This window comes from Bacillus sp. 22483, from assembly GCF_052044605.1.
In the GTDB taxonomy this organism is placed as follows: Bacteria; Bacillota; Bacilli; order Bacillales; family Bacillaceae; genus Bacillus; species Bacillus altitudinis.
On record NZ_JBQENU010000006.1, the window covers coordinates 1 to 20,325 of the forward strand.

Annotated in this window: 25 protein-coding genes and 6 tRNA genes; 20 read left to right on the plus strand and 11 right to left on the minus strand. The window is 41.4% G+C overall.

Annotated elements, in window-relative coordinates; translation table 11 throughout:
- Nucleotide 1 precedes the first annotated feature (1 nt).
- From ACTJJQ_RS10445 to ACTJJQ_RS10470, 6 genes are all read left to right on the plus strand, one after another.
- A tRNA-His gene (locus tag ACTJJQ_RS10445) sits at nucleotides 2–77 on the plus strand.
- A gap of 11 nt (nucleotides 78–88) precedes the next feature.
- Nucleotides 89–162 (plus strand) — tRNA-Gly (locus ACTJJQ_RS10450).
- Nucleotides 163–178: 16 nt separating this feature from the next.
- Nucleotides 179–255 (plus strand) — tRNA-Ile (locus tag ACTJJQ_RS10455).
- 6 nt (nucleotides 256–261) lie between these two features.
- Nucleotides 262–336 (plus strand) — tRNA-Asn (locus tag ACTJJQ_RS10460).
- A 3-nt stretch (nucleotides 337–339) separates the two neighbouring features.
- Nucleotides 340–430, plus strand: a tRNA-Ser gene (locus ACTJJQ_RS10465).
- A 7-nt stretch (nucleotides 431–437) separates the two neighbouring features.
- Nucleotides 438–509: transfer RNA gene (locus ACTJJQ_RS10470), tRNA-Glu, on the plus strand.
- A gap of 76 nt (nucleotides 510–585) precedes the next feature.
- Here ACTJJQ_RS10470 and ACTJJQ_RS10475 read toward each other — a convergent pair.
- The 3 genes from ACTJJQ_RS10475 to ACTJJQ_RS10485 form a co-directional block, all read right to left on the minus strand.
- Entirely contained in the window at nucleotides 586–1,062 is a 477-nt protein-coding gene (locus ACTJJQ_RS10475) for a TspO/MBR family protein (RefSeq protein ID WP_041093344.1), read from the minus strand.
- 87 nt (nucleotides 1,063–1,149) lie between these two features.
- Entirely contained in the window at nucleotides 1,150–1,884 is a 735-nt protein-coding gene (locus tag ACTJJQ_RS10480; protein WP_017367914.1) for a TraR/DksA C4-type zinc finger protein, read from the minus strand.
- 117 nt (nucleotides 1,885–2,001) lie between these two features.
- Complete coding sequence (locus ACTJJQ_RS10485; protein ID WP_242730966.1) at nucleotides 2,002–2,940, minus strand: 1,4-dihydroxy-2-naphthoate polyprenyltransferase; 939 nt, start codon at nucleotides 2,938–2,940, stop codon at nucleotides 2,002–2,004.
- A gap of 383 nt (nucleotides 2,941–3,323) precedes the next feature.
- Between ACTJJQ_RS10485 and ACTJJQ_RS10490 the strand changes: the two genes are divergently transcribed.
- The 6 genes from ACTJJQ_RS10490 to menC all read left to right on the plus strand — a co-directional run bounded on the left by ACTJJQ_RS10490 (nucleotide 3,324) and on the right by menC (nucleotide 10,767).
- A complete protein-coding gene (locus ACTJJQ_RS10490; protein ID WP_017358381.1) occupies nucleotides 3,324–4,742 on the plus strand; it encodes an isochorismate synthase in 1,419 nt (472 codons plus the stop codon).
- The gene (gene menD, locus ACTJJQ_RS10495; protein ID WP_440600188.1) at nucleotides 4,735–6,477 is read left to right on the plus strand and encodes a 2-succinyl-5-enolpyruvyl-6-hydroxy-3-cyclohexene-1-carboxylic-acid synthase; all 1,743 of its coding nucleotides are present in this window, start codon (nucleotides 4,735–4,737) and stop codon (nucleotides 6,475–6,477) included. Before ACTJJQ_RS10490 ends, menD begins: the two co-directional genes overlap by 8 nt.
- Nucleotides 6,462–7,292, plus strand: coding sequence for a 2-succinyl-6-hydroxy-2,4-cyclohexadiene-1-carboxylate synthase (menH, locus tag ACTJJQ_RS10500; protein WP_047945221.1), 831 nt, complete (start codon nucleotides 6,462–6,464; stop codon nucleotides 7,290–7,292). Before menD ends, menH begins: the two co-directional genes overlap by 16 nt.
- Before the next feature lie 14 nt (nucleotides 7,293–7,306).
- Complete coding sequence (menB, locus tag ACTJJQ_RS10505) at nucleotides 7,307–8,125, plus strand: 1,4-dihydroxy-2-naphthoyl-CoA synthase (RefSeq protein ID WP_039168312.1); 819 nt, start codon at nucleotides 7,307–7,309, stop codon at nucleotides 8,123–8,125.
- A 70-nt stretch (nucleotides 8,126–8,195) separates the two neighbouring features.
- Entirely contained in the window at nucleotides 8,196–9,656 is a 1,461-nt protein-coding gene (locus ACTJJQ_RS10510; protein WP_440600189.1) for an o-succinylbenzoate--CoA ligase, read from the plus strand.
- Complete coding sequence (menC, locus tag ACTJJQ_RS10515; protein ID WP_349924998.1) at nucleotides 9,643–10,767, plus strand: o-succinylbenzoate synthase; 1,125 nt, start codon at nucleotides 9,643–9,645, stop codon at nucleotides 10,765–10,767. Before ACTJJQ_RS10510 ends, menC begins: the two co-directional genes overlap by 14 nt.
- 105 nt (nucleotides 10,768–10,872) lie before the next feature.
- On the opposite strand, the gene ACTJJQ_RS10520 is transcribed toward menC, so the two are convergent.
- The 4 genes from ACTJJQ_RS10520 to ACTJJQ_RS10535 all read right to left on the minus strand — a co-directional run bounded on the left by ACTJJQ_RS10520 (nucleotide 10,873) and on the right by ACTJJQ_RS10535 (nucleotide 13,717).
- A complete protein-coding gene (locus tag ACTJJQ_RS10520; RefSeq protein ID WP_017358376.1) occupies nucleotides 10,873–11,064 on the minus strand; it encodes a hypothetical protein in 192 nt (63 codons plus the stop codon).
- Nucleotides 11,065–11,089: 25 nt separating this feature from the next.
- Entirely contained in the window at nucleotides 11,090–11,248 is a 159-nt protein-coding gene (locus ACTJJQ_RS10525) for a DUF1540 domain-containing protein (protein ID WP_008360682.1), read from the minus strand.
- Between the two features lie 68 nt (nucleotides 11,249–11,316).
- On the minus strand, nucleotides 11,317–12,363 hold the full coding sequence (locus ACTJJQ_RS10530; protein WP_169476099.1) for a cytochrome d ubiquinol oxidase subunit II: 1,047 nt from the start codon (nucleotides 12,361–12,363) through the stop codon (nucleotides 11,317–11,319).
- Nucleotides 12,364–12,385: 22 nt separating this feature from the next.
- Nucleotides 12,386–13,717, minus strand: a complete 1,332-nt coding sequence (locus ACTJJQ_RS10535) for a cytochrome ubiquinol oxidase subunit I (protein ID WP_017358375.1) — start codon at nucleotides 13,715–13,717, stop codon at nucleotides 12,386–12,388.
- A gap of 175 nt (nucleotides 13,718–13,892) precedes the next feature.
- Between ACTJJQ_RS10535 and ACTJJQ_RS10540 the strand changes: the two genes are divergently transcribed.
- Nucleotides 13,893–14,135 (plus strand): type B 50S ribosomal protein L31, encoded by a 243-nt coding sequence (locus tag ACTJJQ_RS10540; protein ID WP_017358374.1) that lies wholly within the window; start codon nucleotides 13,893–13,895, stop codon nucleotides 14,133–14,135.
- A 77-nt stretch (nucleotides 14,136–14,212) separates the two neighbouring features.
- On the opposite strand, the gene ACTJJQ_RS10545 is transcribed toward ACTJJQ_RS10540, so the two are convergent.
- Nucleotides 14,213–15,205, minus strand: a complete 993-nt coding sequence (locus ACTJJQ_RS10545; RefSeq protein WP_025207846.1) for a metal ABC transporter solute-binding protein, Zn/Mn family — start codon at nucleotides 15,203–15,205, stop codon at nucleotides 14,213–14,215.
- 213 nt (nucleotides 15,206–15,418) lie between these two features.
- Between ACTJJQ_RS10545 and ACTJJQ_RS10550 the strand changes: the two genes are divergently transcribed.
- Nucleotides 15,419–15,985, plus strand: coding sequence for a beta-class carbonic anhydrase (locus ACTJJQ_RS10550; protein WP_019743673.1), 567 nt, complete (start codon nucleotides 15,419–15,421; stop codon nucleotides 15,983–15,985).
- A 1-nt stretch (nucleotide 15,986) separates the two neighbouring features.
- Here ACTJJQ_RS10550 and yidD read toward each other — a convergent pair whose 3' ends face one another.
- Nucleotides 15,987–16,211, minus strand: coding sequence for a membrane protein insertion efficiency factor YidD (yidD, locus tag ACTJJQ_RS10555; protein WP_008342933.1), 225 nt, complete (start codon nucleotides 16,209–16,211; stop codon nucleotides 15,987–15,989).
- 128 nt (nucleotides 16,212–16,339) lie between these two features.
- On the opposite strand from yidD, the gene ACTJJQ_RS10560 reads away from it, so the two are divergent.
- Both ACTJJQ_RS10560 and ACTJJQ_RS10565 read left to right on the plus strand, forming a co-directional pair.
- Entirely contained in the window at nucleotides 16,340–16,813 is a 474-nt protein-coding gene (locus ACTJJQ_RS10560) for an S-ribosylhomocysteine lyase (RefSeq protein ID WP_008342935.1), read from the plus strand.
- Between the two features lie 125 nt (nucleotides 16,814–16,938).
- Nucleotides 16,939–17,376, plus strand: coding sequence for a FixH family protein (locus tag ACTJJQ_RS10565; protein ID WP_008342936.1), 438 nt, complete (start codon nucleotides 16,939–16,941; stop codon nucleotides 17,374–17,376).
- Between the two features lie 8 nt (nucleotides 17,377–17,384).
- Here ACTJJQ_RS10565 and ytzI read toward each other — a convergent pair whose 3' ends face one another.
- The gene (gene ytzI, locus ACTJJQ_RS10570) at nucleotides 17,385–17,531 is read right to left on the minus strand and encodes a YtzI protein (RefSeq protein ID WP_017358370.1); all 147 of its coding nucleotides are present in this window, start codon (nucleotides 17,529–17,531) and stop codon (nucleotides 17,385–17,387) included.
- Between the two features lie 131 nt (nucleotides 17,532–17,662).
- Between ytzI and ACTJJQ_RS10575 the strand changes: the two genes are divergently transcribed.
- The 4 genes from ACTJJQ_RS10575 (at nucleotide 17,663) to ACTJJQ_RS10590 (ending at nucleotide 19,330) form a co-directional block, all read left to right on the plus strand.
- Complete coding sequence (locus ACTJJQ_RS10575; RefSeq protein WP_025207844.1) at nucleotides 17,663–18,100, plus strand: Dps family protein; 438 nt, start codon at nucleotides 17,663–17,665, stop codon at nucleotides 18,098–18,100.
- A gap of 124 nt (nucleotides 18,101–18,224) precedes the next feature.
- A complete protein-coding gene (locus tag ACTJJQ_RS10580) occupies nucleotides 18,225–18,416 on the plus strand; it encodes a hypothetical protein (RefSeq protein WP_008342942.1) in 192 nt (63 codons plus the stop codon).
- A gap of 157 nt (nucleotides 18,417–18,573) precedes the next feature.
- Nucleotides 18,574–18,978 carry a phage holin family protein gene (locus tag ACTJJQ_RS10585; RefSeq protein ID WP_058213939.1) on the plus strand — a complete coding sequence of 135 codons (405 nt, stop codon included), beginning with the start codon at nucleotides 18,574–18,576 and terminating at the stop codon, nucleotides 18,976–18,978.
- Between the two features lie 43 nt (nucleotides 18,979–19,021).
- Entirely contained in the window at nucleotides 19,022–19,330 is a 309-nt protein-coding gene (locus ACTJJQ_RS10590) for a hypothetical protein (RefSeq protein WP_008342945.1), read from the plus strand.
- 193 nt (nucleotides 19,331–19,523) lie between these two features.
- Here the strand turns inward: ACTJJQ_RS10590 and ACTJJQ_RS10595 are convergent, their stop codons facing one another.
- A complete protein-coding gene (locus tag ACTJJQ_RS10595) occupies nucleotides 19,524–20,306 on the minus strand; it encodes an AIM24 family protein (RefSeq protein ID WP_440600190.1) in 783 nt (260 codons plus the stop codon).
- Nucleotides 20,307–20,325 lie beyond the last annotated feature (19 nt).

Consider the following 20,325-nt stretch of genomic DNA (forward strand, 5'->3'; position numbering starts at 1 on the left):
GGCGGTTGTGGCGAAGTGGTTAACGCACCAGATTGTGGCTCTGGCACTCGTGGGTTCGATTCCCATCAATCGCCCCATACATATTTTTGCGGGTGTAGTTTAGTGGTAAAACCTCAGCCTTCCAAGCTGATGTCGTGGGTTCGATTCCCATCACCCGCTCCATTTGCATATCGTTCATGGGCCTGTAGCTCAGCTGGTTAGAGCGCACGCCTGATAAGCGTGAGGTCGGTGGTTCGAGTCCACTCAGGCCCACCATGACTTTCCGCAGTAGCTCAGTGGTAGAGCTATCGGCTGTTAACCGATCGGTCGTAGGTTCGAATCCTACCTGCGGAGCCAAATGGAGAAGTACTCAAGTGGCTGAAGAGGCGCCCCTGCTAAGGGTGTAGGTCGCGCAAGCGGCGCGAGGGTTCAAATCCCTCCTTCTCCGCCATTTTTCTGGCCCGTTGGTCAAGCGGTTAAGACACCGCCCTTTCACGGCGGTAACACGGGTTCGAATCCCGTACGGGTCATTTTTTAAAGAGGTCTAATAAAGATCTCTTTTTTATTTTCTGCAAAATGAAAGACCGCCATCATAGCGGTCTTTTTTTACATATTCATGGAATAGATCGTATAAGACAAGTATGTCGCAAAGAATCCCCATAAAACATAAGGAATCAATAAAATTGGGACAACATTGCTTAGTTTACGTGAGACGATGACAAGCGCAAGTGCTGTTAGTGCTACAAGCAGGCAGTCGATCGTAGCTGCAAATAAATCTTTTTGTGTAAATTGAAAAAAGCTAAAGGCTTGATTGAATACATAATTTAGAAGAAAAAGAATCCAAAATGGTAATGTGATTTTTTGAAAACCATACTTTGCATAAATGATGGCGGCAGATAACGAAATGAGGGCGAATAAGACAGCCCAGACCGCACCGATGACACCACCACTAGGTGTCCATTCAGGTTTATTTAGTGCGTCATACCATACTCTGTCGATAGGGAACAGGAACCCTGCAATAGAAAATAATGCGTATGTAATAAAGAAGACGATAACCGCCCAAATGATACTTTTTTTAGCCATTCAGAAATCTCCTCCCAATCAATTCACTCTTCAACTTATTTCCCAATTATTACATGATATAAACATCAAGCCCCCAATATGTGGGGACTAATGATTTTTTTTAGTATAAGGTTCTTCTTCGTACGGCTTCAAGTCACCAAACACCGTCATGACACCTTCTTCATCTAATGCTTCTTCATAAGCTTCGTGTGCTTTATTTGGATAGACCTTGCTTGCTTTACCTTCAATATCAGCAGCTGCAAATCCTTCGTAGTCTTCCACATAATCTTCATCTTCTGATTGTGTATACACATCATCGTAAGTCAATGGAGGAAATTCCATATCGGATGGGGTATCAGAGTTTCCATAGCGTTCTACATCTTGGTAGGCATCTTCGCCATCATATGCAGCACTTTCTTCATTTTCAAATTGCCCTGAGGGCGGACTTAATAAGTCCTCTTCAATGGGACGGTTTTGTGAAACAGTCTGTTCTTTGGAATGCTCTGTGCATGTGACAGCGGTGGGAAGGGCTTCTAAGCGCTCTTTAGGAATAGGGGCTTTACACACTTTACACAAACCATAAGAGCCGTCTGCCATTGCTTGGAGTGCTTCATTGATATCGGACAGGTGCTCATGTTCCAAACTGTTTAAGGCAATGTCTTTTCCGCGTTCGAATAGTTCTGTTCCTTGGTCGCCAGGGTGGTTATCATAGGCTGACAGTTCGCCCACTGAATCATAAGGAAATGATACTTTCTGTTCATCGTCATGGCTTTTGGCTTCAATTTCTTGTTTTTCATCGAGAAGTCGCTGCTTCAACTGATGTAATTCGTTTTTAGACAACAAAGCGATCACCCTTTCATATCAAACATATTGTTAGTATGAGCAAATTTTTATGTAAGACTTGTGCCAATTTGAAGCAATTCTTCAATAAAAAACGCCTGCGGCTGCAGGCGTTTCGTGTTATGCGAGATAGTATTGTAAGATCAATGCGATCGTTAACAGGAAACCAAAAAACGTATTGGTTTGTGCTGTCGACTTCATGGCATTCATTAATTCAATTGGTTTTTCTTTTTGCTTAAATTCTTTAATGGCTGTATAAGCTTTTGGCACACTGAGTAAGACAAGAAGACTCCAAAGACCCACGATATCCATAAAGATATAAATAAAAATGAGTACATATGAGATCACAAACATGGAAAGTAGGATGTTGACTGCCGCTTTACGTCCAGCTAGGATAGCAAGTGTCTTTCGTCCATTCTCTTTATCACCGTCTAAATCACGGATATTGTTCGACAGTAAGATGGCACCAACTAAAATAGAGATGGGTAATGAAATGAGCACAGCTTTTGATGTCAATGTTCCTGTTTGGATATAGAAACTAATTAAAATGATGCCTAGTCCCATAAAAGCACCTGATACAAGTTCTCCAAATGGTGTATAAGCAATTGGTACAGGGCCACCGGTATAAAAATAGCCTGCTGCCATACAAATTAGTCCTATGAGTGCAATCCACCAGCTAGACATCATGCAAATATAGATCCCAAGTAATAAAGAAAGCGCGAATAAGGCATAAGCGAGGCCTAAAACTGTTTTTGGTTTTACACCGTTTCTCACGATCGCTCCGCCGATACCGACAGATTTCTCATTGTCCAATCCGCGAACATAATCAAAGTACTCATTAAACATGTTTGTTGCAATTTGGATAAACATCGATGCAAATAGCATAGCTAAAAATAGCCCAACATGTATTTGACCACTCGGAAGTGCTAGGACAGTTCCTAAAGTAACGGGAATAAATGCCGCTGTTAATGTATGCGGTCGTAGTAAATTCCACCAAATCCGCCAGTTCTTATCAGGCTTAATTGGTGAAAGCTGATCTGATATCGATTGATGCTGCATAAAATATACTCCTTTAAATAAAAAAATACGTACACGTCCAAATTCCAGTTTAGCAAAGTTCAAAAAGGTGTCAATATATTGATGCGATGAAACAAGAAAAAGATGTTTGCTAATCGTTCCCATATAGAGAGAAAGCTTGATCTTCGAACAGGTCTTACCATTTTTTAAGAGATGTTCTCATTTCAATAAGCGGGAGCGAAAAAATCTTGAAAGCGTGATATAATAAGGATTCGAGGTTTTAAAAGCTGTTTTCTTTACTAAGTTCATCTGTTAAGGTTTATAATAGAAAAGCAGGTCATTCGACATACTCGAATGTTCATGTATTTTTTTACATGATGGTTTTATTTTTATATGTTATTTCATGGATTTTGGAGGAATGTATCATGGTGACAACAGTGCAAAGTACTTTCCGGCAGGAAGCGCTTGCGACATTAGAAGAAGCGAATAACGTCAACCATGCTGTTTTGATAAGCTACTCCAGAAGAGTTGACGATCTGGATCCTCTTGCCTTTTTCCAAAGCGGCGAAGCGGATTTTTTAGGAGAGCGGTTTTTTTGGTCTGATCCAGAAAGCCAAATGATATTTTCTGGACTTGGCAGAGCGGCCGTGATTAAATCATCAGAGCAAGGCAAAGAACGATTCAATATCGTCCATCAAGAATGGGAGCAGCTGAAACAGCATATGTTCCATTTTCATGATGAGAAGGAGTTAAAGCAAGCGGCAGTTGGTCCGCTTTTATTTGGAGGATTTTCATTTGATCCATACGAAGAAAAGGCGCGTCACTGGGAAGCATTTGGCGAGGCTCATTTTTTTGTGCCATCGATGATGCTGACTGTTTCAAAAGAAGGCACGTTTCTAACGATCAATGAATGGAACGAGGTGGACGGGAATGTTCATCAGCTCATTCAAGAGTTAGAACAGAAAGCTTCTAATTTTGATGCATTGCCTGTCAGAAATCATGGACAAGCTGAGCTTGTTCATATGGAAGAGTTAGATGTCCAGGAATGGATGAAAGCAATCCATGAAGCGACAGAACACATTCGTGTGAACGAATATGAAAAGGTTGTTTTAGCAAGAGAAGTCTTGCTTCACTATAAAAATCAAATAGAACTCGCTCCACTATTAGCAGAATTACTAAAACATCAAACAACGAGTTATGTATTTGCTATAGAGCAGGGAAGACAAGCATTTGTCGGGGCGACGCCTGAACGTTTAGTGAAAAAAAGCGGTGGTGAAGTGTTTTCATCGTGTTTGGCAGGTTCCATTGTACGTGGTCAAGATGAAGTAGAAGATCAGGCACTAGGTGAGGAACTGCTTCATGATGAGAAAAATTTGATTGAACATCAAATTGTCGTGAATATGATTGAGCAGGCATTTGAAGCAAACTGCCATCATGTGCATAAGCCAAATCAACCAAGTCTTTATAAAACGAAAAACATTCAGCATTTATTTACACCCATTGTGGGAGAAATTAAAAGCAGCTGTTCACTCTTTTCATTAATTGAACAGCTTCATCCAACACCAGCGCTTGGAGGATATCCTAAGGAAAAAGCGGTAGAGGTGATTCGTGAAATCGAACCGTTGAAACGTGGTTGGTATGCGGCGCCAGTGGGATGGATTGATTCTAAGGACAATGGAGAATTTGCTGTCGCCATTCGATCAGGTCTTATTGAGGAAGACCAAGTTCGTTTGTTTGCTGGATGTGGAATTGTAGAGGATTCCCTTGCAAAACAAGAGTATGAAGAAACGCAAGTGAAATTAAGACCAATGCTGTCTGCTCTTGGAGGTCGTCCTATTGAATAATCAAATCATGACAAGATATATTGGCAGATTAATGGATGAATTTGTGCAAAGTGGTGTGAATGAGGCAGTTGTTTGTCCTGGATCCCGTTCAACACCGCTTGCGATGCTCGCTCTTGCTCATCAAGAAATCAATGTCCATGTGTTAGTGGATGAACGGTCTGCTGCTTTTTATGCACTGGGTCTTGCGAAAGCGAGCCAAACACCAGTGCTACTCATTTGTACATCAGGTACGGCAGCAGCTAACTTTTACCCAGCTGTTGTCGAGGCACATTATTCCCGAGTACCATTGATTGTTTTAACTGCTGATCGGCCGCACGAATTGAGGGAGGTTGGGGCACCTCAAGCGATTGATCAGCAATTCTTATTCGGCAAGTTTGTTAAATGGTTCACAGACTTAGCCTTGCCAGAAGAAAGCCAAACGATGCTGCGGTATGTCCAAACTACTGCTGCTAGGGCAAGTCATGTGTCTATGCAGGAGCCAAAGGGACCAGTTCAGGTGAATGTGCCGCTGAGAGAACCATTGCTTCCTGACTTGTCTATTGATCCTTTTGATAGAGAAGAAGGAGCTGCGAATAAAGTTTTAGCAGCAGGTCAAGCTCGTCCGGATGATCGGGTTATGTCAGAATTAGTGTCTATCATGAACAAAGCGGCAAAAGGAATCATTGTTGCTGGTGAACTTCACTCGCCGGAAGAGCAGGCGTCAGTGTTACGTCTTGCAAAAGCTTTGCATCTGCCAATTTTAGCTGACCCGCTTTCTCTTTTGCGAAATGGACATGAAAGTGAAGAATACATCATAGATGCATACGATTCTTTGTTAAAAGATGAGGCATTGCAGCAGCATCTCTTGCCTGAAATGGTCATTCGTTTTGGACCGATGCCTGTGTCTAAGCCTTTATTTAAGTGGCTAGAAAAGCATGCGGAAGTGAAGCAGATTGTCGTCGATGCTGCGGGTGGTTATCGAGATCCTGGTTTAAGCGCATCATACATGATTGAAAGTCATGCAGCCTCTTTTGTAGAAGAAGTCTTGATGAGAGCGGAAAAGCGTCAGGATACATCTTATTTACGACGCTGGCAGAGTGTCAATTCTTCTTTTAGAATGCATGTAAATCAATACAATGATGAGGACCTGACATTTGAGGGAAATGTGTATCGTCAGCTGCAGCACCTTTTGCCAAAAGAGAGTGTGCTCTTTATCGGAAATAGTATGCCTATTCGAGATGTCGATACCTTTTTTGAAACGCAGTCAAAACCGTTTCGGATGATGGGGAATCGCGGAACAAATGGTATTGATGGTGTTGTGTCCACAGCTCTTGGAACATATGCAGCCTTGAAACAACCCATCACTTTAGTCATCGGCGATTTATCTTTTTACCATGATATGAACGGTCTTCTTGCAGCTAAGCTAATGGACATTCCGCTCACGGTTGTATTGTTAAACAATGATGGTGGAGGAATCTTTTCTTTCCTTCCGCAGGCATCCGATGAACCGTATTATGAAAAGCTCTTTGGTACGCCGACTGGGTTGAATTTTGAGTATGCATCAAAGCTATATGGGGGAACCTATTCGAAGCCAACAACGAAAGAAGAGTTAAAAGATGTGTACTTGGCGCATATCCAAGAACCAGGGCTTCATTTAATTGAGATTGAAACTGACCGGCATTCTCGCGTGGGCAAACATCGCCAAATGATGGACGAGATATTGAGGGAAGTGAAAAAAGAATGCCTTCACTCATAATACGAATGCACGATGGTGTGGCGTATGAGGTGATAGACCATAACCCATCTGCTGAAAATGCCACGTTATGTTTACATGGCTTTACAGGGAGTGCAGCTTCTTGGGCTTTTTTGAATACTTATACAGAAAAACATACGAGATTGATTCAGGTCAGCTTGCTTGGACATGGTCGCACAGACTCACCAAAGAGTATAAGAAGATATGCAATGTCCCAACAGCTGGCAGATCTTGCTGAGATTTTAGATCAATTAAAGCTTCACAAAGTGAACATTCTCGGATATTCTATGGGAGGGCGTATTGCTTTATCATTTGCCTCCCGTTATCCAGAACGTGTAAACAAACTGATTCTTGAGAGTACATCTCCAGGGCTGAACTCTTTTAAAGAGCGGATGGAGAGGCTGAATCATGATCATCAGCTAGCTCAAAAGATCAGACATGAAGGATTAGCGCAGTTTGTGGATTTTTGGGAGAACATTCCACTGTTTGCTTCGCAGAAATCCTTGCCAGCGGACAGGCTAACGCAACTGAGAGAGGGAAGGCTAAAAGCCGATCCTAACGGGCTGGCTCGCAGCTTAGAAGGTATAGGAACCGGTTCACAGCCGTCTATGTGGCAAGCATTAAAGCAGATAAAACAGCCTGTTTTACTCATTTGCGGAACACTTGATAAAAAGTTTTGTCACATCGCCAAACGTATGCAGCAGGCGCTTGAATACAGTCAATTCACAGTAGCAGAGCATGCCGGGCATACAGTTCATGTGGAACAACCACATTTTTTTGGTAAAATAGTAAGTGAGTTTATTTTATCGCAAGATTAGAGGAGGAAATATTGATGGCTATTGAATGGCAAACTGAGCGTCAGTATGACGAAATTTTATATGAAACATATAATGGGATTGCAAAAATCACCATTAACCGTCCGCACGTACATAATGCTTTTACACCAAAGACCGTAAGTGAATTAATTGATGCATTCTCACGTGCTCGTGACAATTCAGAAGTTGGTGTCATTGTCCTTGCAGGTGCTGGAGGTAAAGCATTCTGTTCTGGTGGAGACCAAAAAGTACGCGGGCATGGCGGCTATGTAGGAGACGATCAAATTCCACGTCTAAACGTCCTAGACTTACAGCGTTTAATTCGTGTCATTCCAAAACCAGTTATTGCGATGGTTGCGGGCTATGCGATTGGCGGCGGGCATGTGCTTCATGTCGTGTGTGACCTCACGATTGCAGCAGACAATGCGATTTTTGGACAAACTGGACCAAAAGTGGGCAGCTTTGATGCTGGTTATGGATCTGGCTATCTTGCACGTATTGTGGGCCATAAGAAAGCAAGAGAAATCTGGTACTTATGCCGTCAATACAATGCACAAGAAGCGCTTGATATGGGACTTGTCAACACAGTTGTACCATTAGAGCAGCTGGAAGAAGAAACAGTGAAGTGGTGTGAGGACATGCTAGAAAAGAGCCCGACTGCTTTACGATTCTTGAAAGCTGCATTTAATGCTGACACAGATGGATTAGCTGGTATTCAGCAATTTGCAGGAGATGCGACCCTTCTTTATTACACAACAGATGAAGCAAAAGAAGGACGCGATTCCTTTAAGGAAAAACGGAAGCCAGACTTCGGTCAGTTCCCTCGTTTCCCTTGATTCAATGATATGGATGAAAACAGCTTAGTGCATCAGACTGAGCTGTTTTCTTTTATGAAAAGGAGGTGTCATGATGAAGCAACCGAATTGGCTGCTGCACCGTGCGTATTTAACGCCAGACCGGGTCGCACTCATTTATCAAGACAAAGAGTGGACATTTCGTGATTTAGCGAATGATGTAGACAAACTTGCGAATCGACTGACACGTGCATCTTTTAAAAAAGGGGATACGGTTGCGATTTTAATGAACAACCATCCTCACATGGTCATGCTTGTTCACGCTTGTTTTTTATTAGGCTTCAAGATTGTGTTATTGAACAATAAGTTAACAAAAGCAGAGAGACGTTTTCAGCTGGAAGATGCGAAAGTCATGGCTTTATTAACAGAGCCTGCATATGCAAATGAGCATCATGGTGATTTACCTGTTTATACAATAGAGACTTTACCTGATGCAGATCATGATATGGAAAAGAAGGTCGTACATGATATTGATTTAAATGAGACGGCGACGATTATGTATACATCTGGAACGACAGGACGCCCTAAAGGGGTGGAGCAAACGTTTGGCAATCATTTTCATAGTGCTGTTTCCTCGGCATTGAATTTAGGGATCAGGGAGGACGACCGCTGGCTCATTGCCTTGCCTCTTTTTCATATAAGCGGTTTATCCGCTATATTTAAATCTGTCATATACGGTATGACTGTCGTGCTTCATCAAAAGTTTGATGTCGATGAAGTCAAGAATGCTATTGAACAGCATCGAGTGACGATGTTGTCAGTTGTTCAAACCATGCTGTCCCATTTATTAAGTGGACTTGAAGAGTGTCCGTCATCTTTGCGTTGCCTGCTGTTAGGCGGAGGCCCTGCGCCTTATGCGATGCTTCAAGAGAGTAAGGAGAAAGGATTTCCTGTGTTTCAATCGTATGGTATGACAGAGACCTGCTCGCAAATTGTGACACTTGCGCCAGAATTTAGTGTGGAAAAGCTTGGATCAGCGGGAAAACCCCTTTTTGGGTGTGAATTAAAGATTCAAGATGAGGACCGTCCGTGTCGTCCTTTTGAGCATGGTGAAATCATGGTAAAAGGTGCAAATGTCATGAAAGGCTACCTTCATCGTCAAGAGGCAACAGCTGCTGCATTTGAGCATGGCTGGCTGAAAACGGGTGATATTGGCTATGTAGATGAGGACGGATTCTTATTTGTGCTTGATCGGCGGTCAGACTTAATTATTTCTGGCGGAGAAAATATTTATCCAGCAGAAATTGAAGCAGTTCTTTTAACACATCCAAATGTAAAGGAAGCCGGAGTGACGGGTATGTATGATAAAAAATGGGGAGAGGTACCTGCTGCCTTCCTTGTGACAGATGAGCAGATTCCGGAGAATGAGCTCTATGCTTTATGTCAGTCGCAATTAGCCAAGTATAAATGGCCCGCCGCTTTTCACTTTGTGGATGAGCTGCCAAGGAATGCGTCGAATAAATTGCAGAGGCACAGACTCAAATCAAAGGGGTTTTTAGATGATTCAAATTGAACGTGTGATCTTATATCATGTCACGATGAAACTCAAACAGCCGTTTACAACGAGCCTTGGGACCATTTCAGAGCGTGAGTTTATTATTGTCGAGGTCAAAGATCAAACAGGATTAACTGGATGGGGAGAGGTATCTGCCTTCTCTTCTCCGTGGTATACAGAAGAAACCATCGAGACCTGCTATCACATGCTGAGGGCTTTCTTTATCCCGAACGTGCTGACCCGATCTTTTACACATCCTTCGGACATACCAGACAGCTTGTACCATTTTAAAGGCAATAGAATGGCCAAAGCGGGAATTGAGGCAGCTGTGTGGGATATTTATGCGAAGCGAGAAAATAAGTCCTTACGTGACGTCTTAGGCGGTACTAGAGATAGAATTCCATCTGGTGTCGTTGCGGGGTTAGGACCAATAGATAATATGATTCAGCAAATCGAGCAGTTTGTTGATCAAGGCTATCAGCGTGTGAAAGTGAAGATTAAGCCTGGACAAGATATTGGACTTCTACAAAAGATAAGAGAGTCTTTCCCTCACCTTCCGTTAATGGCGGATGCAAACTCTGCGTATGAATTAAAGGATATTAGCAAACTGAAGCAGCTCGACGATATTCGTTTATTAATGATTGAACAGCCTTTAGCTGCAGATGACATTGTCGATCATCGGCATTTGCAAAAGCATTTAAAAACACCAATCTGTTTGGATGAAAGTATTTGTTCTTTAGATGATGCGAGAAAAGCTGTAGAACTTGGAAGCTGTCAGATTATTAATGTGAAGCCTTCACGAGTTGGAGGGCTGACTGAAGCTCTTAAGATTCATGCGTTCTGCAAGGAGCAGCAGATTCCGTTATGGTGCGGGGGAATGATTGAAACAGGCATTTCTCGCGCGCAAAACGTGGCACTTGCATCACTTCCGCAATTTACGATTCCTGGGGATATTTCAGCATCGTCGAAATATTGGGAGCAGGATATCATTTTTCCTGAAATCAAAGTTGAAAATGGGTTTATTGAGGTGCCTCGTTCTCCAGGTATGGGCGTAGAAGTTGATTATCAAGCGCTTCGTTCTTTCTCAGATAAAATTGATGTGTTTACAAAACATGATTTTGTGAAATGAAAACGAATGAATCGCCATTTGCACCATCAATAGAACCACTGTATAGTTGAGGAAAGTTTTTCCTTCCTGTCTGAACAAAAAGAAAGAGCGGTCATCCGCTCTTTCTTACTCTTCTACAAGCCCGCTGTCGTAAGCAAGCTGTCCAATATACTGATGCATGTCATTGGGCATGTCGGAAACATGTCCGTATTCATAATCCCAAAGATTTAAAAAGGAGTGAGCTGCTTGATAAAATGCAGCCTCGTCCGCGTCCTGAATTTCTTCAAGAAACGTTTGAGCAAGCCGATCGTTTTTCAAAGCGAAGCGCCTCCTTTAATGAGACTTAAAGGTCTTGAGGTTTAAACGTTTTACAGTCAGTTTCTTCACTTTTCTCAGCCGTATTTCCTGTATGGCTGACGACATAAATTGCATCTGCACCACAACGATTTCCAGCATTCCAGTAGGAACAGTTGTTTACTTCACAAAGGATTTTTTGACTCATACAGATGACCTCCTTTTGAGTATGTCTTTCATCTATAATGTAACCGAAGTAAGGGGCGTTCATTCATGTTAATCTTCCTGACGAATATAACGCTTATCTTTCATAAACAATTTCCAGAAGAAGTAGAACCCAGGGAATAGGATGATAAACCCTACAATATACGTAATAAATAATGCCCTAAATGTGACGGGATCTGTAAACCCAGACATGATGGTAATATCAGGATAGGCCATATAGGGCAAATGCGCATGTCCATACACATAGCTTGCTAAGAAATATTGAATTGTAATGGCGATAACAGCTAAACGTGGTCTCCCTTTCCGATGTTTAAAGCGACTGTTTGGTAAAAATAGAGCCAAACCTGCAAGCAAAAACATGAGTAGAGAAACAAGAAGGATCGGGATGTTCTGCATCATTTTTGTGAACAGCCAATTGGCCTCACTTCTCAGTGTGAGCATGATAAAGAAAGCCATCATGAGAGAAAGTGGACCCGTAATCAGTGCTCCTCTTCTATAAATGTTATAAGCCTCATCTTCGTTTGCAACATTAGAAAAATCAGCTAAAAGCAAAGATGAGAGAAAAAGGGTACTGAAAATCGCAAAACCTACGAAAGAATAGACGTTTGCACTTGTAAAGACCAATCCTAAATCTAATGAGTAGACATTATTCTCCTGAAAGATGAATCCACCATGTGTAATGGGGAGAACCATGATGAGAATGGACGGAATAATAAAGCCGCTAATTCCTGAAATATATGTAACGGCTTTTCTATATTTTTTAGGCAGTGAATGAGAGAAGACGAGAAATCCGCTTCGCAGTGCAAGAAGCAACAAAATAATGCTTCCGGGTATTAATAGAACAGTGCCTAGCACAAATGTTGCACCTGGAAACAGGCTAAACAAGGCAACGACGATGGCTACAATGAACACGTTAGTTACTTCCCAAGTTGGAGAAAGATACTTATTTGCGATATTTGCGGCCTTTGTCTGCTCTTTGTTCATGTAAATCATTGACCAAAATCCTGCACCGAAATCCATTGATGCCATCACTGCATAGATAAACACGAATCCCCATAAGATGGTGATTGCAATGAGTGCATCAGTTGTTACATCCATTTGCATCAAGATCGCTCCCTTTTTAAGATTCTGTTAACCGTAAGTCTTCTTCAATTGAATGTTTTCTAAAGTAGTACGTCAGTACAATCACAGTTGCGATGCCTAAAATGAGATAGACAATGGCAAAAAGGATGAAAAGTGTACCGATAGATCCTGATGATGTGACGACTTCAGAGGTTTTGAGCATTCGATAAATCACCCATGGCTGACGGCCTGTACAGGCAAAGATCCAGCCAAATTCAATCGCCAAGAGACTAAGGGGCCCGCCAAATAAATAAAGGACAAGCAGCCATTTTGGATAATGATCGCGTTTTAAAATTTTGCGGTAAAACAGTGCTAACACAGCAAAGAAAATGAGCAATGAGCCGATAATGACCATTCCATTAAATAATGTGTGAATAAATAAAGGCGGCCACTCGTCCCTAGGAAAATCATTTAACCCTTTAACCACAGTATCAAAGCTATTTCCTGCAAGAAAACTAAGCGCCCAAGGGATTTCGATAGCTCCTTTGATTTCTTGCGTATTGGCATCAGTAAAACCGCCAATGGCAAGAGGCGCATGCGATTGCGTTTCAAATAAACCTTCAGCACCCGCTAATTTTTCAGGCTGATATTCATACAGAAGCTGAGCTGATTCGTGACCGTTTAAGGCTGTGAGAAAAGAGAAAAGTCCGCCTACAATCAGTCCAAGAAAAAGGGCTTTTCGATGAAAGGTATAGAGCTTTTCGTTTTTTCTTGTTTTCAACATTTTAAATGCAGCGACAGAAGCAATGACAAAAGCGCCTGTTGTAAAAGCAGACAGTACTACATGTGTAGCAGTGACAACAAAACTTGGATTGAAAAAGGCCTTCCAAGGTTCGATATTCGTTATTTCTCCATTGACCATTTGAAAGCCAGCGGGTGTTCCTTCAAAAGCATGTACGTTTGTAATGAGAATCGCTGAAGCTGCTGCACCAATGACAACGAAAATAACGGTAATGATGCGCATGGCTGGTGATAAACGATCTGCTGCGTACACATAAATAGACATAAATAATGCTTCAATAAAGAAAGCATAAATTTCTATTTGAAATGGCAGTGACATGACCTTTCCGATGACCTCCATAAAACCAGGCCATAGAAGGGCAAGCTGCGTACCAGCAATGGTACCGGTTGGAATGGCGACCCCTAACAGAACAGCCTGCGCTTTTGTCCATCGTTTGGCCATGATGGCATAATGCGGGTCCTTCGTTTTTTGAAAGATGAGTTCAGCTAACAAAATCATTAGCGGGATGCCTACGCCAAGCGAGGCATAAATAATATGGAAGCCCATTGTTGTGCCGAACAGACTTCTAGCTAAAACGAGATCAGTCAATTTTTTCTCCGCCTTTCTTATCGCATCTCTTTTTATGGTGTTTATTATTCTCCACCATTTTTAGATTATTCTTCCTGACTAAGAAAGCTTGTTTTTTGACAAGTTGTAAAAGAGGGAGTAGAATATAATTATAAAACGTAATCGTTACGTTTTAATGATGAAGGGAGTTTTGACATTGAAAAGAGATATTCATCCAACCTCACATGAAGTTGTATTTATGGACGTAAACAGCGGTTACCGCTTCTTAAGTAGATCAACAAAGACATCACATGAGACCGTAGAGTGGGAAGATGGGAAGACTTATCCTGTCATTAAAGTAGAGACAAGCTCTGATACGCATCCATTTTATACAGGACGCCAGAAATTCGGAGAAAAAGGCGGCAGAGCGGAGCAGTTTAAGAAAAAATATCAAATGTAACCAAAGAAACACACCTGATCATGGTGTGTTTTTTTGTGCAGTAAAAAACCCCGGCTGATCGCACGGGGTTCATGAATTCATTCAACATTTAAAGCTGTTTTTAATGTGTTTAAATTTTGTTTCATTAAGCTGACATAGCTTTCGCCATTTTTAGCATCATCTTCTGTAATGGATTCTAGATTTTTCAGTGTAAGGCTTTTTGCCCCAATTTCACTGCGAATCGTATCTGATACTTTACTGCTGACGTTATTTTCAAAAATGACATACTTGATGTGATGCTTTTCTGCCTGTTGTACGATATTTTCAAGCTGTTTTTGGGAAGGCTCTTCAGAAGCAGAGAGTCCTAGTACACTGATTTGCTCAATGCCATAGCGCTTTTCCCAGTAGCCGTATGCTGCGTGAGAAACAAGAATTTCTTTATGTTTTGCTTTAGATAACGTTGTTTTGAATTCCTGATCTAACGATTGTAATTCTTTTTTTAGTGATTCATAGTTTTTTGTGTATTCGTCTTTATGATCTGGATCTAGTGAAACAAGTGTGTCTTTAATGTTTTTTGCCATTTGCTGTGCATAAACAGGGTCTAGCCATGCATGGGGATCTTTATCTCCGTGGTCGTGTCCATCATGGTCATGATCTTCACCTTCATGATCGTGATCATGGTCCTCACCTTCTTCATGAGCATGTTCTTCTTGTGTTGATAATAGCTTGATGCCTTCGGCTGCTTTCACTGTTTTCACGCCTTGGTCTTTTAACGTAGAAGCCGTTTTATCAGCAAATGCTTCAGCACCTGTTCCGCTGTAAATAAAAGCATCTCCTTCAGCCATTTCAACCATCGTTTTTGAACTTGGTTCAAAGCTGTGTGCATCTGCATTGGCAGGGTACACACTTTGAGCATTTACGTGAGAGCCGCCAATTTTTTCAGTGAAATCTTGAATAGGGAAGATCGTCGTGTAAATGGTTAATTTCCCGTCTGCTTTTCCTTTTGAAGCATTTGTCCCCGCACTGCTTGAGCAAGCGGCAAGACCGACCGCTAATAAAGCAGCTGTTAAAATAAAAAAGATTTTTTTCATCTAAGAATGTCTCCTCTCAACCTATTAGATAGAAATGATTACGATTTAATGTCCTGAGTTATTGTATCGTAATAATTACGATTTGAAAAGAGGAAAATAAAAAATTTTCATCAGAAGATGTTTCCTCTAAAAAAATAGACGTCAAAACGTGACGAAATTTAAAACATTGTGCTATATTTATTTTTAAAAAAAGAAAAAGGAATGGACAAACTTATGAAACTTTTAGACGAAATCATCGAGTACAATCAACAATTTTGCGAAGAGAAGCGATATGAAGAGTTTACAACAACGAAGTTTCCACAGAAAAAAGCTGTCATTCTATCATGTATGGATACAAGACTTGTTGAACTGCTTCCGCGCGCCATGAACATGAAAAATGGCGATATTAAAATTGTCAAAAGTGCTGGCGCTCTTGTTTCTCACCCATTTGGAAGTATTATGCGAAGCATTTTAGTGGCTGTTTATGAATTGAATGCTGACGAAGTTTATGTGATCGGGCACCACGATTGCGGGATGAGTAAAATAGACAGCCAAACCCTATTAAATAAAGCCGTTGAGCGCGGTATTCCCGAAAAACGAATTGAAGTACTGGAATACTCAGGAATCGATTTTCAACAGTGGCTCAAAAGCTTTAGCTCAGTTGAAGATAGCGTGAAGGACAGTGTGTCTGTCGTTAAAAATCATCCGCTTCTTCCATCTGATGTGCCTGTGCATGGTCTAGTGATTGATCCTGGGACAGGTAAGCTTGACTTAGTTGTCAACGGTTATGAAGAAAAGTAAGTTATTTTTCCTTTTTAGGTGGGACTGGATCCATGCCTCCAGGATGCAGCGGGTGACATTTTAAAATTCGCTTGATTGTGAGCCAGCCGCCTTTTAAAGCGCCATGCGTTTTGATCGCCTCTAGCCCATAGTTTGAACAGGTGGGATAAAACCTGCAGCTCGGCGGTGTCAGAGGGGAAATGCATTTTTGATAAAAGCGAATGATGCCGATAAAAATTTGTTTCATAGAGGTTCCTCCTTGTCTGTCTTTTCACAGTATAAGAAAAAAGGACAAGGAAGGGAAGTTTTATAAACTAAACTGGTCGGAGCAATATGTTATAATATAGGAAATTGCAATTATAGGAGTGGTGATTAATGCCTTCAGTTGAAAGCTTTGAACTTGACCATAATGCTGTAAAAGCACCTTACGTTCGTCATTGCGGCGTTCATAAAGTGGGATCAGATGGGGAAGTGAACAAATTTGATATCCGTTTTTGTCAGCCGAACAAGCAGGCAATGAAACCTGATACGATTCATACATTAGAGCATTTACTTGCGTTTAATATTAGAACACACTCAGAGAAATACGATCATTTTGATATCATTGATATTTCTCCAATGGGTTGCCAGACTGGCTACTATTTAGTTGTCAGCGGTGCACCGACACCAAGAGAGATCGTTGAACTGCTTGATGCAACATTCAAAGATGCAGTGGAGGTAACAGAAATTCCTGCTGCAAATGAAGAGCAGTGCGGTCAAGCGAAGCTTCATGATCTTGAAGGAGCAAAACGTTTAATGCGTTTCTGGCTGTCTCAGGACCAAGAAGAGCTATTAAAAGTATTTGGATAATTAGCAAGATGATGATGAACCGGACATATTGAATGTCCGGTTTTTTACATGAAATGAAACGGGAGCTGTTAAAATAGGGGATATTTGTTAAAATGGACATGTCAGTAAAAAAGGGGGATACACGAATGCGGAAAATGGTAGGAATCATTTTGATGCTCGCATTACTTAGTGCATGTGGAAACTCGGCAGCGAGCAATGACAAGGGAGAAGTGCCTGAGTTATTAGAAGTCAAACTAACAGGGCCGGAGCAAGTGGAGAAAAATGAAAACGTTATCGTAAAAGCAGCTGTCACATATGGTGATACGCCTGTTGATGATGCAGATGATGTTGAATTTGAAGTGTGGAAAGATGGCGACAAGGATAACAGCAAGATGATTCAGCCAAAGAAAAAGGAGAAAGGTGTATATGAATTGCATACAGCTTTCAAACAAGATGGCCTTTATATCATACAAGTCCATGTGACAGCTAAACAGCAGCATAATATGCCGAAGACAAACATCCATGTAGGTGATGTGAAAAAAGAGAGTTCATCTACTGAAGAAGAAGATACCTCACATCATTGAAAGCGGTTTTATTTTGGGTTAGGACGTTGGTTTGGTTCAGCATCCTGTGGTGAATCGACTTTATGCTTGTAATCATAAGCCTTTGATGTCGTCCACAGTGATAAAAAGACAACGATTGAGATAATGATAAAGCTGATAATCCCAAGTAACAGCATCTAACTCCCTCCTTATTTCCATATTAACATATATTTCATGCGGTCAAAATAGAAGAAAATGATGGCAGGTTTCAGTATAATAAAAAAAGGGTAATCCCATACTAAACGCAACTACATAAGGAGGAATCAACATGTCTGAAAAATTATTAAACGTCGTCAATAAACAAGTAGCAGATTGGACTGTGCTTTACGTAAAATTACATAACTATCACTGGTATGTAAAGGGAAAAGACTTCTTTACACTCCATGAAAAATTCGAGGAATTATATACAGAAACAGCCACTTATATCGATGATTTGGCTGAGCGTATGCTCGCATTAAATGGACAACCTGTTGCGACAATGAAAGAGTGCTTAGAAATTTCTAGCATTCAAGAAGCGGAAGGCAATGAATCAGCCGAGCAAATGGTGAAAAATCTGTATGATGATTTCTCTAATATTGCAGAAGAACTTAAGCAAGGCATGGAGCTGGCTGCAGAAGTTGGCGATGAAACAACAGGTGATATGCTGCTTGCGATTCATCAATCCATTGAAAAACACAACTGGATGCTCAAAGCATACTTAGGATAAGCGAATGTGAAAGGAATGTCGATCATCAAACAGATCGGCATTCTTTTTTTGTGGATTTGTGACAGGCAGCCCATTGAATTGATGGGGCTTTTAGCCGAAGAGAAAAGGGAAGGGAGGGGAGAAGATGTCCTCAATTGCAGGAATGATGAGCCAGCAAGTGGCGAGTATTCAAAAAACACTTAATATCAGTTTATTGAATTCACAGCTTGCCACGAACACAGCCCAAGCCATGGTGATGCTCGATCAAGTGCAGCAGCAGCCTCAAGCTGTTCAGCCCAAAGATTCAGACGCTACGTTTATTGATGTCAGAGTTTAACCAAGAAAGCCGCCGTCACAGGCGGCTCTTTTTATGCGCTTCACGAGTTTTTTGAGCAGCTGACCATGCCTTTATTTTTTGTCGTCCAAGCTATTCATCAAATGCGGCATATACTATTGAGGTAAGAAGTTCCACTATGAAAGGATGTTGATGCCAAGTGAGCAAGGATTTAGGCATCTTTTCGTTGTTTACAGTCAGTTTGTCGGCAATGGGCTTTCTGTTTGGTGGAGCAGGATATTTACTCATGATATTAGTGACACTAATGGCTATTGAATTAATTTGTTCAAGCCTAAGAGAATCTGTGACTGGACAACTTACGATGAAGCGTTTTTTGACCCGGCTTGTTCGAAAGGTTGTGACGATTTCTTTAATATCCATGGCACACTTCTTCGATGTCATGCTGAAGACTGGGGGGACAATTAAGGATTTAGCGCTCATCTTTTATATTATTTATGAATCGTACCAGATTGTCTCAACAGCCAAAGCCCTCGGAATTCCCATTCCACAGTTGTTTATTGATGTGTTAGACATGATTAAAAATAAATTGCGCAAAAAGCCGTAATTTCTTCATATCTGGTCATACTAAAGGAAAAAGGATGAATCAGATGGCGAGACACACATACTATGTATCCGTTCAAGACGGATCGATCTCACAGCACAGAGATGCGGCTGCTTGGCAATTTCAGATAGAAGCAGATGATGACCAAATCTTGCAGTTAAGAGAGTATTTTGATGAACAGTATATGACAGATTGGAAAGGTTTCTTTCGGGCGCATGTTCCATTTCTTGAATATCATTATGATAGTCCAAACGACGAAATGGATAGGAAAAGAAAAGAAATTTACTCGATGATTCATGATCTCGGTAACGAAGAGACAAAGAACTTTATTGAGACCAATGGACTGATGAATTGAAAAAGCATGTAGACAAACCCTCGAATTCTTTGTCAGGTGCTCATGAATGTCAAATTCGCTCCGCGCCAGTACTCGTTTTTCCCAGACTGCAAAGGTTTTCTATCACGCTGAAAAGAAGACAAAAGGCTAAAAGAAAGTTCATTTTAGCCTTTTGTCAACGATCTGAAAGTATGTAGAGACATTCTACATGCTTTTATTTTCGAGGCTGTAAGATACCGCCGATTAGATCACTGATTCCGCCTCTATTTTCCTGCTGTGAGTTGGTGATTTCGTGTGAGGTACTCTGACTCTGGGGTTTGTACCGGTTATCATCTATCCCGACCCGCATTCCAGATGTTCGTTCAGATGGCTGGATAATCACAATTTGGTCCTGTTCATGAAATTCAAACAAGTAGGATTCGCCTGATGTTTGTCCAATGAACGTTTTCCAGTTCACATCTAATTTGACTTTCGGTGCTTTGCCCGTCCAAGCGACAATGGCGTCAGGATCTACACGGCAAGGTGCTTTTAAAATCAGCGGGTTTCCATTTGTTTTGATGGCAACCTGCGCCCCGTGACCTTGATACGAGAGCTTTGAAGTAAATAGCCCTTTCTGTGATAAAATCCCAACGCCTACCGGTGTCACGCCATAGTGACATTCTTCAGTAAAGGCAAGTAAATCTTCACTTTCCACGCTAACATGTTGCCAAGGACCGTTCGGCTCAAGATTGATGACGGTCACATGCTCGCTAGAAGCAGCCAAGTAGCAAGTGCCTTGTCCACTCACTTCCATCATCTCAAGGTTTTCACCGGTTAATTTTCTGCTAATATGATTAAATACTTGGCTGACCATATTCCCTTTATTCGTCCCAAGTAATCGTTTACGGTATTGAAATGTACCTTGATCGGCAATCATAGCGCCTTTTTTGGCAAAAAAGATCCCGTTGCCTTCTGCTTGTAAGGTCAGTTCTTCGATTGTGTTGAAATGAAATCCCATTTGTGCCAGCTCCTTTCCT